At 68.2% G+C, this 776-nt stretch carries 1 protein-coding gene; it reads right to left on the reverse strand.

Annotated elements, in window-relative coordinates:
• Window positions 1-776: methyl-accepting chemotaxis protein (locus tag DIE02_RS35225; protein ID WP_260426353.1), on the reverse strand; the 776-nt coding region annotated here is incomplete at both ends.

Below are 776 nucleotides of genomic sequence, written 5' to 3' on the forward strand. Positions count from 1 at the left end.
TCGTCGATCGCCTGCGACGACTGGCGCAGCGATTCGGCCGTCTGCTGCGCGGCTTCCGACAGCTGCGACAGCGCCTGCGTGATCTGCTCGGCACCGTTCGCCTGCGTCTGCATCCCTTCGTTGACCATCTGGAAGCGCGGCGCGAGCGTCTGCACCTCGGCGATGATCTGCGACAGCTGCCCGCCGACCTGCTGCACGTCGAGCATGCCGCGGCGCACTTCCTCGGAGAACTTGTCCATCCCCATCACGCCCGCCGACACGGCCGACTGGATCTCCTTCACCGTCTGCTCGATGTCGTAGGTCGCCACCGCCGTCTGGTCGGCCAAGCGGCGGATCTCGGTCGCGACGACCGCGAAGCCGCGGCCGTACTCGCCGGCCTTCTCGGCCTCGATCGCCGCGTTCAGCGACAGCAGGTTGGTCTGGTCGGCCACCTTGGTGATGGTCGCGACGACCTGGTTGATGTTCAGCGCCTTCTCGTTGAGGATCGCGAGCTTCGCGTTCACCGAACCAGCCGCGTCCATCACGCTGCGCATGGTCTCGCCCATCCGCGTGAGGCCGCTCTGGCTCACGCCCGCGAGCGTCGCCGACTGCTCGGCCACGCCGGCCACCTCGTTCATCGTGCGCAGCAGGTCGCGCGACGTCGCGAAAATTTCGCGCGACGTCGCACCGATTTCGGTCGTCGTCGCCGCGGTTTCGTTCGCGGTCGCCTGCTGCTCGCGCGACGTCGCCGCGATTTCGGCGACCGACGTCGTCACCTGCAGCGACGACTGCTGCGC

This window comes from Burkholderia sp. Bp8991 (genome assembly GCF_003853795.1).
Classification (GTDB): Bacteria; Pseudomonadota; Gammaproteobacteria; order Burkholderiales; family Burkholderiaceae; genus Burkholderia.